Genomic DNA, 6,873 nt, shown 5'->3' on the forward strand with positions numbered 1-6,873 from the left:
ACGCGTGATCAAGCGAGGAAAACACAATGCCTACCTCATCAAGCGAGCCCACCACCACGGAACCCGCCACACCGGGCCACCAACCATCAAATTGCTCTCTCCGGTCTTAACTTAGCGGTATTGTGCTCGACTGCGGTTCCGTCGTCGTCGCGGTCTCGCGCTAGCCAGGGCACGGCAACCACGCGGGTCCGGGCCGGAAAAAGTCGTTGGCCGGCGACGAGGTCCTGTTCCTCCAGAGCGTGGCCGATGAGTTCGTGGACGAGCACGCCGGCGATCAGTGGATCAAGGAGGACTGGGATGTCGCCGTGGGGTAGTGCGACGTTCTGGGGTGCGGGCTCCGTCGACTGCTGGAACAGCGTGTTGGTCTGTTCAGTCAGTTCCGGGAGGGCTTCGGGCTGATGTGTGAGGCGGCGAAGCGAGTAGCCCGAGACATGTGCGGCGGAGAGTTCCCATTGGTCGAAGCCGAACGAGAAGTTGGTCCCTTCGGAGTTGCAATAGTTGCGAGTCGCGCTGAGGAGGCTGAGTTGCATCAGCATGTCAGGGCTGCATGGGACGCCATGGTGGGTGTCCAGGGTTGTCAAGGCTTGCGATAGCTTGGTCACTGCCTTGTCCGGGTCCTGGTCCGGGGAGAGGTCGACCTGGTCGACGTTCCATTGGCTGTGTGCTGGTGCGTAGCTGCGATCGTGTTGACTCCGGCGAGCTTCCGGTTCCCCCAGTGACCACCTGCCGTTAGCGAACACGGCTTTGCAGGTGACACTTCGGTCAACCCGGCGTTCTCGGAACGCCTCAACCATTCCGTCGTGGTCCCGTCGGCTCGGTGCCCCGGTGAGGGGTGATGGCAAGTATGCCGGGTGCGGCGCCGGCTGGCGTCCAAATGGTTCCTCGTTTCATGACCGCTCGCAGGGCGACGCTTGCCGTTATCATCGCGAGTTCTCGACCCATGCAGATGTGAAGACCGTGGCCGAAGGCCAGGTGCTCGGTGTGGCGGCTGGGGTCGAAGCGTGCCGGGTCGGCGATCGTGCGTGTGTCGGCGTTGGCGGCGTGGATGTCAAGCAGGACGCGGTCGTGGGCGTTGAGGACTACGCCGCCGAGGGTTGTTGTGCCGGTGACTACCCGGGTGATGTAGATGTCTTGGAGCCTGCGGGCTGCCTCCCACACCGCAGCGTGGGTGGTGCCGACCTGTGCCAGATCTCGCTGTTCGTCGGCCGGCAGCGTGGCGACGGCTTGCAGAGCCGCGAGCGTTAACGCTCCACTCATCTCGTGTGCCGCCATGTCCAGGATGGGGATGGTGAGCAGGGGAGCCTCGTCGAGGGTGATGACGCCACGCTGTAGTGCGTGTCCGGGCAGGCCGGTGGGACGTAGTTGGCCGCGCTGGCTCATGTCGCGGATTGCTGACCACACCGCGGCGAGCAGGCTCTTGCCGGCAGGGTCGTCGCCGTTGTTGTGGAGGAGGCTGGCGGCAACTTGCAGTCGCGCGACCAACTCGGCAGCTGTGTCGTCCGGGATGCCGGCCAGGGCATAGCTGGCGCGTCGGGTGTATGGACGGACGTAGTCGTCGGCGAGGTCGAAGGTGGCCTGCTGGACCAGGCGTTCGGCGAGACGGTCGGCGAGTGACACCAGGACGTCGTGGCGGAGCTGCTGTAAGCGTCGTGGGGACACGGCGCCGGCGAGTGCAGTGCGGAAGCGTCGCCGGTCGTCCTGCTTGCCGGTGTCGGTGGCCAAGAAGAAGCTCCGCGAGTAGCCGGCGACGAATTCGTCGGTGCGCGCAATGCGGAATGTCTGGTCGTCGGCAAGGACCGCTCGTGCTTCGTCGAGCCCCCGTACCAGCCATACACGTTCACCGAAGGGTACGACGGGAGCTACGGCTGAGGGGACGGCGGGTGAGCTCATCACCTCTCCTCGTGTTGCGTGCCGGCTGCGGTTGTGTCGGTAAACACGGCGCGCAGGGTAGGAACCGCTTGCCCCTGCGGCGCCAGTGCCGCGAGCAGTTGGGCAGCATCCGAGTTGGGCAGGGCCTTGGACATGCCGTGCTCCGCGATCACGCCGGCAGCCGCGGCTGCGACTTCAGGCATTCCGGACCAGTGCAGCACCTCCTCCGCGTACTGCGCGCCCGCGATGGGGTCCGAGTCAGTGAGAGCCAGTCGCATGAGCAGGCCCGCCCGTTCGCGGATCCACTGAGATCCCAGCGCGAGGCATGCTTCCACCTTCGTCACGGTGTCCCGTGCGGCCTCTGGGTAACCGGCCGCTTCCTGTTGCAAGGCAATCCGCAGCGGATCTTTGCCGCTGTCGGCCCATGCAGCACGCACAGCGCGTTGCCGGGTCTCTTCGGGCATGGCCGTGAGCTCGATCAGTTGCCCGTCAAGGAACAACGCGTCGGCGCCGCACAGGAGGAACTGCCGGACAGCGTCCTGCGGAGTTTCCACGAGCGGTTCGCCCAATGTGTTGAACGAGGTGTTCAGGACGGCCGCCACACCGATTCGTTCACCCATGGCAAGCAACAGACGGTGGTAGACCTCGTGCTCAGCGCCCACTGTCTGGTAGCGGACGGTGCCGTCCCCGTGTTGGACATGGTGAAGCCTCGGGTTACGGACTCGAGCGACGCTGAGCATGTAGGGGCTGAGCGAGCGTGGCCCGTCATCGAGTTCGAGCAGCTCATCCGCCACGTGTGCGGCGACGCTGATGCCGAACGGGCGGAATGGTTCTCGAAATTTCACCCGCCCGTTAAGTTTGCTCACGATCCCTTCGGCTGTGGGATCGGCGAGGATGCTGCGTGCGCCGAGCGCTCGGGGTCCCCATTCTGATCTGCCAGCGAACCAGCACACGATACGGCCTTTTGCCAGCAGGTCCGCGACGTCATCGACACCGGCCGGGTACGTGTGGTTGGCTAGTCCGTAGCGCTCCAACGCCTTCATCCTGGCCGAAGATGAATAGGACATCCCTAGATGAGCGGAGAATCTCCGCTCAGGCCGGCGCGGCTGGCCAAGTGCCTCGATCCATCCATAGGCGGCCAGTCCCACCGCCACACCATCATCCGTTGCTGCTGGATGAATAAAGACATCCTGGTATCCGGTCTCAAGGAGCCGGGCGTTGGCGGTGCAGTTCAGCGCCAGGCCCCCGGCATACGCAAGGTGGCTACGGCCGCTGGCTGCCCGCAGGGCGAGCGCATTGTGGAGTAACGCTGATTCGAGCTCGTCTTGCGCCTTACGAGCCAAGTCGGCCGCCAGGTCACTGCGCCAGTGTATGGGACGGAACTTTAGCCGCAGGCCCTCAAGTGTGTCCGGCTGCCAACCACTGTAGCCGTCATGTACGGGCACCCCAGCCTGTTCAAGAAAGGTGTTCAGCTCAGCCAGACTGATCCGCACGTCGCCGTCCGGGTGCTTCGCGCTGAGTTGTGGCCAATCTGGCCGCGTTTCGCCGTAGGCCGCCAGTGCCATGAGCTTGCCGGCCGCCGGTAGTCCAGCCTCTGACAGACCGGTTAGGGCAGCGAAGACGTCGAAGAACATCCCGAGACTGAGTGTCTCCGAACTGCCGAGAAACCGGCGCTCCAATGCGAGCGGACCGTTCGCGCCGCTGAACCACGTACACCGCTCGAAGGTGCCATTTGGTAGCCAATGGCCTTGCTCGTCAATAACGAGGATGTCACAGTTGTCGAAGGGGGCGGTGGCGTAGGCGCTGTAGGCATGCCCGAGGTGGTGGGCTGGAATTGGTGGTTCGACAACGCGGTCCGGGTCGATCGGCAGGTAGCTGAGTAGCGTGTCTCTGCAGGTTGTGATCGAGCGGCCGCACACGAGCATTTCTAGGTTGTCGAGCGTAATTCCGGCTTCGCGAAGCACGTGGGTGATCGAAGCCATCGGGGGTAATACCAGATGAGCGCCGTCGGAATAGAAGCCTTGGGACTTCTTGCGTCGGTCGATCCGCTCCTCGCTGATGGCGGCGACAATGCGGCCGTCGCGTAGTAGTGCGGCGGAGCGGTCATGGCTGGACATGCTCACACCAAGGATGTACTTATTGGAGGTCATTGTTACCGTCCGGCCACCTTGTCGAAGAGTCGGTGCAGTTCATGACGGCTGGGCGAGCCGATCGACGGCGTCAACAGACCGCGTTCCCGGTCGCGGGAGACCTCGGCGATCGTTAGTTGGCTCATCAGATATGCGATGAAGGTCTGCTGCCGTGACAGCGCATGGGTGTCATGGGCGGGATAGCCGCCAGACTCCTGGATGTCTTCGAAACCATCGATGACTCGCATCCCGAACTCGTCTGCCTTCTCGGCGTACTCTGTTCCGGGGTGCGGGCAGTAGACATAGGTGTTGATGCTGTCCACGACGCCCGTCGAAAGCAAGGTTACGATGGCATTGAGGCTGGTGATGAGGCTGTCGATGGTGTCAGCTGGCGAGCCGATGATCCATTCGAGGTGAGCGCTCAGTCCGCTGGCTCTGGCTGTCTCGATCGCGCGCAGCACGGTGTCGAACCGCTGGCCTTTGCGCATGTCATGCAGGATTGAATCGTCGGGATTGTCTAATCCCAGGTACACGCGCTGAGCCATTTTCGACAGTGGTTCGGCCACCTCTGGGGTGAGCAGACTCGAGTGAGTGTAGACGCCGTCAAAAACAATGCCTCGTTGCACGCATACTTCACTGATCGCGTGCACGTGGTCCGGGTGTCTGGTAAAGATTTCATCCTCAAGGAAGGCCAGGTGCGCCCGGTCGCCCGTGGCGTTCCGTAACGTGTCGATTTCTGTGGCGACCCGGGTGGCGGTCTTGGTCCTGTAGTTCAGCCAGTTGGGGACACCGGCGCAGAAGCGGCATCGGAAGCGGCAGCCGGCGCTCGTGCGCAGGCTGAAAGGGATGGGTTGGGATGCGTCTTGGCCGCGATACTTGTCCCACCAATCCAGGGATTTTGCTAGCAGGTGCCAAGCGGGGATCGGGGTTTCATCGAGCATCTGTGTGGTCGCCGGCTGTGGGCGTTGGCCGCTTTGTAGGGATGTGGGCGTGAGCAGGCTTGGATGGTCGACTGCGGTTACTCCCCGTCGGAGAATCTCCTCGGCGATGGTGCCAATCACTGATTCGGGTTCACCGTGTACCAGGAAGTCGCACTCGGGGAGTTGATCGAATAGCTGCGGCGCGGCTGTGGTGGCCAAACGTCCCACGGCACCGATGATGACCCTGCTGTCATCGGCACGAAGTTCACGTGCTGCGATGCGCATACCAAACAGTGTCGCTGTAGAGCGACTGGGGATGAAGTAATCGGTAGCGAAGATTACCATTCGGGCTGGCATGTCAGCCAGCATCTCGCGCAGCTTAGGCAGGTCGCGCGGTTCGTCCCAGCTGTCGAGTATGTTCTGAAGGGCGAGGTATTCGACCGTCAGCCCCGCGGCTTCAAGACCGCCCGCAACGATAAGAGGTGGCGAGTCCCACGGTTCCTGGACTGGGTAGTGCTCAGAAATGGCCTTGCGGAAGGTGGGACGACGAAATGGAGCGATGACGAGCACGTCCAGGGTCATTGCACGACCTCCGCCCTGCGTGCACATTCGCGGGACCACCAATTGCCCCAAGCCGACAAGGGGACACCGTGGGGTGCGAGATCTGTTAGGAGTCGGCAGATGTCCTCAAGAGTTACGCTTTCGCCCAGTTCGGCGATGTCATCTGCGCTTGCCTCGCGGTGGTTGAGTACCCAACGCAGGGCGCGTGCCATGTCTTGGTTACCCGAGATGAGGGAGCCATGGACGCGCAGTTCAACCCCGCCGGGGCGGAAGCGAACACGTACAGCGTGGGGGCCTTTGCCCAGCACGGTGTAATTCATCGCACCGCCCTCGCTTCCGCTACTCCGGTGCTGACTAGCGGACAGGAGGAGTCGGCTGCATCGATGCTGCCGTGCTCAGCGAGTGCGCGTGAACGAGAGCCACCACCGCACAATGAATTCATGGCGCAGGAACTGCACCCGCCGTCGAGGTCATCAACGCTGAGTCCACGAATCCGGACTAATGGCGAGGCTTCGTGCCAGATCTCCGACAACGACTGCTCACGAAGAGAACCACAATGCATTCGCTCGTCGCCCACCATGAGGACACTGGGATAGACCGTTCCGTCCCCACTCACGCACAACTCGGTTACCCCAGCCACGTCACCAAGTGATCGTAGCCGAGAATATCCGGCTTCGCGCAGCGGACTACGGTAGCGCCATGCGGCCTCGGCGACCGTGAGATCAATCCCGGCTTCGATGAGGGGGAGGTAAAACTCCCAGGCACTGGGAACCGAGAGTTGCATCTTCGGCAATTCGCCTGCAATCTTTGCCCTCGTCAGCGACTGAAATTCGGTTGACCACACCTGCCAAGGAAACTCGTAACGGTCTAGATGTTCCCGCCCATAGCCGGCAGGAAAGAATTTGATGGCGACCAGGGATGCCGCTCCCAGTTCATCGACAGCCAAACGGTAGGTTGGGACGAGGTCGGGCATCGTTGCGCGAGTCATCGTGGTGTTCACAGACACCCAGAGCCCAGCGTCCGCGGCCTTTCGGACTCCTTCCGTCACCCTCCGGAATAGCGCCGCGCGGGCTGCCGGGGTCGACCGTGGTTGCGCCCGCAACTCGGCGAACGCCTCCGGAGTCGACCCATCGATGCTCACGTTGATGCCAAGATTTGGACGGCGGGGTCATATGATCAGTGCACCACGTGCTTGGTAAGATCATAGCATTCATTTAACGGGCCTGCCGGAAAGGAACTATTGTCGCAGTGCGGGGTGTCGAACTGCGCCCGGACGAGCGAGAAATCATTTCTCGTGAGCTGGCGAAGGGGCAATCGTACCGGGCGATCGGGCGACTGCTGAAGCGGGATCATTCGGTTGTTTCTCGAGAGGTCAGCAGAAACGGTGGTCGGTC

6 protein-coding genes are annotated in these 6,873 nt (G+C 62.5%); 1 reads left to right on the forward strand and 5 read right to left on the reverse strand.

Going from position 1 to position 6,873, the window contains the following annotated elements; genetic code table 11:
- Positions 1–86: 86 nt before the first annotated feature.
- The 5 genes from FFT21_RS30150 to FFT21_RS27790 form a co-directional block, all read right to left on the reverse strand.
- Positions 87–536: a hypothetical protein gene (locus tag FFT21_RS30150; RefSeq protein ID WP_225978825.1), complete on the reverse strand. Its 450-nt coding sequence runs from the start codon at positions 534–536 to the stop codon at positions 87–89.
- Positions 537–786: 250 nt separating this feature from the next.
- Positions 787–1,890, reverse strand: a complete 1,104-nt coding sequence (locus FFT21_RS27775; protein WP_137816877.1) for a cytochrome P450 — start codon at positions 1,888–1,890, stop codon at positions 787–789.
- The gene (locus FFT21_RS27780; RefSeq protein WP_137816878.1) at positions 1,890–4,019 is read right to left on the reverse strand and encodes a carbamoyltransferase C-terminal domain-containing protein; all 2,130 of its coding nucleotides are present in this window, start codon (positions 4,017–4,019) and stop codon (positions 1,890–1,892) included. The genes FFT21_RS27775 and FFT21_RS27780 overlap by 1 nt, the downstream gene beginning before the upstream one ends.
- A gap of 2 nt (positions 4,020–4,021) precedes the next feature.
- Positions 4,022–5,500 (reverse strand): B12-binding domain-containing radical SAM protein, encoded by a 1,479-nt coding sequence (locus FFT21_RS27785; protein ID WP_192909803.1) that lies wholly within the window; start codon positions 5,498–5,500, stop codon positions 4,022–4,024.
- 295 nt (positions 5,501–5,795) lie between these two features.
- Positions 5,796–6,452, reverse strand: a complete 657-nt coding sequence (locus FFT21_RS27790; RefSeq protein ID WP_192909804.1) for an SPASM domain-containing protein — start codon at positions 6,450–6,452, stop codon at positions 5,796–5,798.
- A gap of 275 nt (positions 6,453–6,727) precedes the next feature.
- Between FFT21_RS27790 and FFT21_RS30845 the strand changes: the two genes are divergently transcribed.
- On the forward strand, positions 6,728–6,873 hold a 146-nt coding region (locus FFT21_RS30845; protein WP_192909618.1), incomplete at its 3' end, for a helix-turn-helix domain-containing protein.

Source organism: Gandjariella thermophila, from assembly GCF_005405885.1.
Classification (GTDB): domain Bacteria; phylum Actinomycetota; class Actinomycetes; order Mycobacteriales; family Pseudonocardiaceae; genus Gandjariella; species Gandjariella thermophila.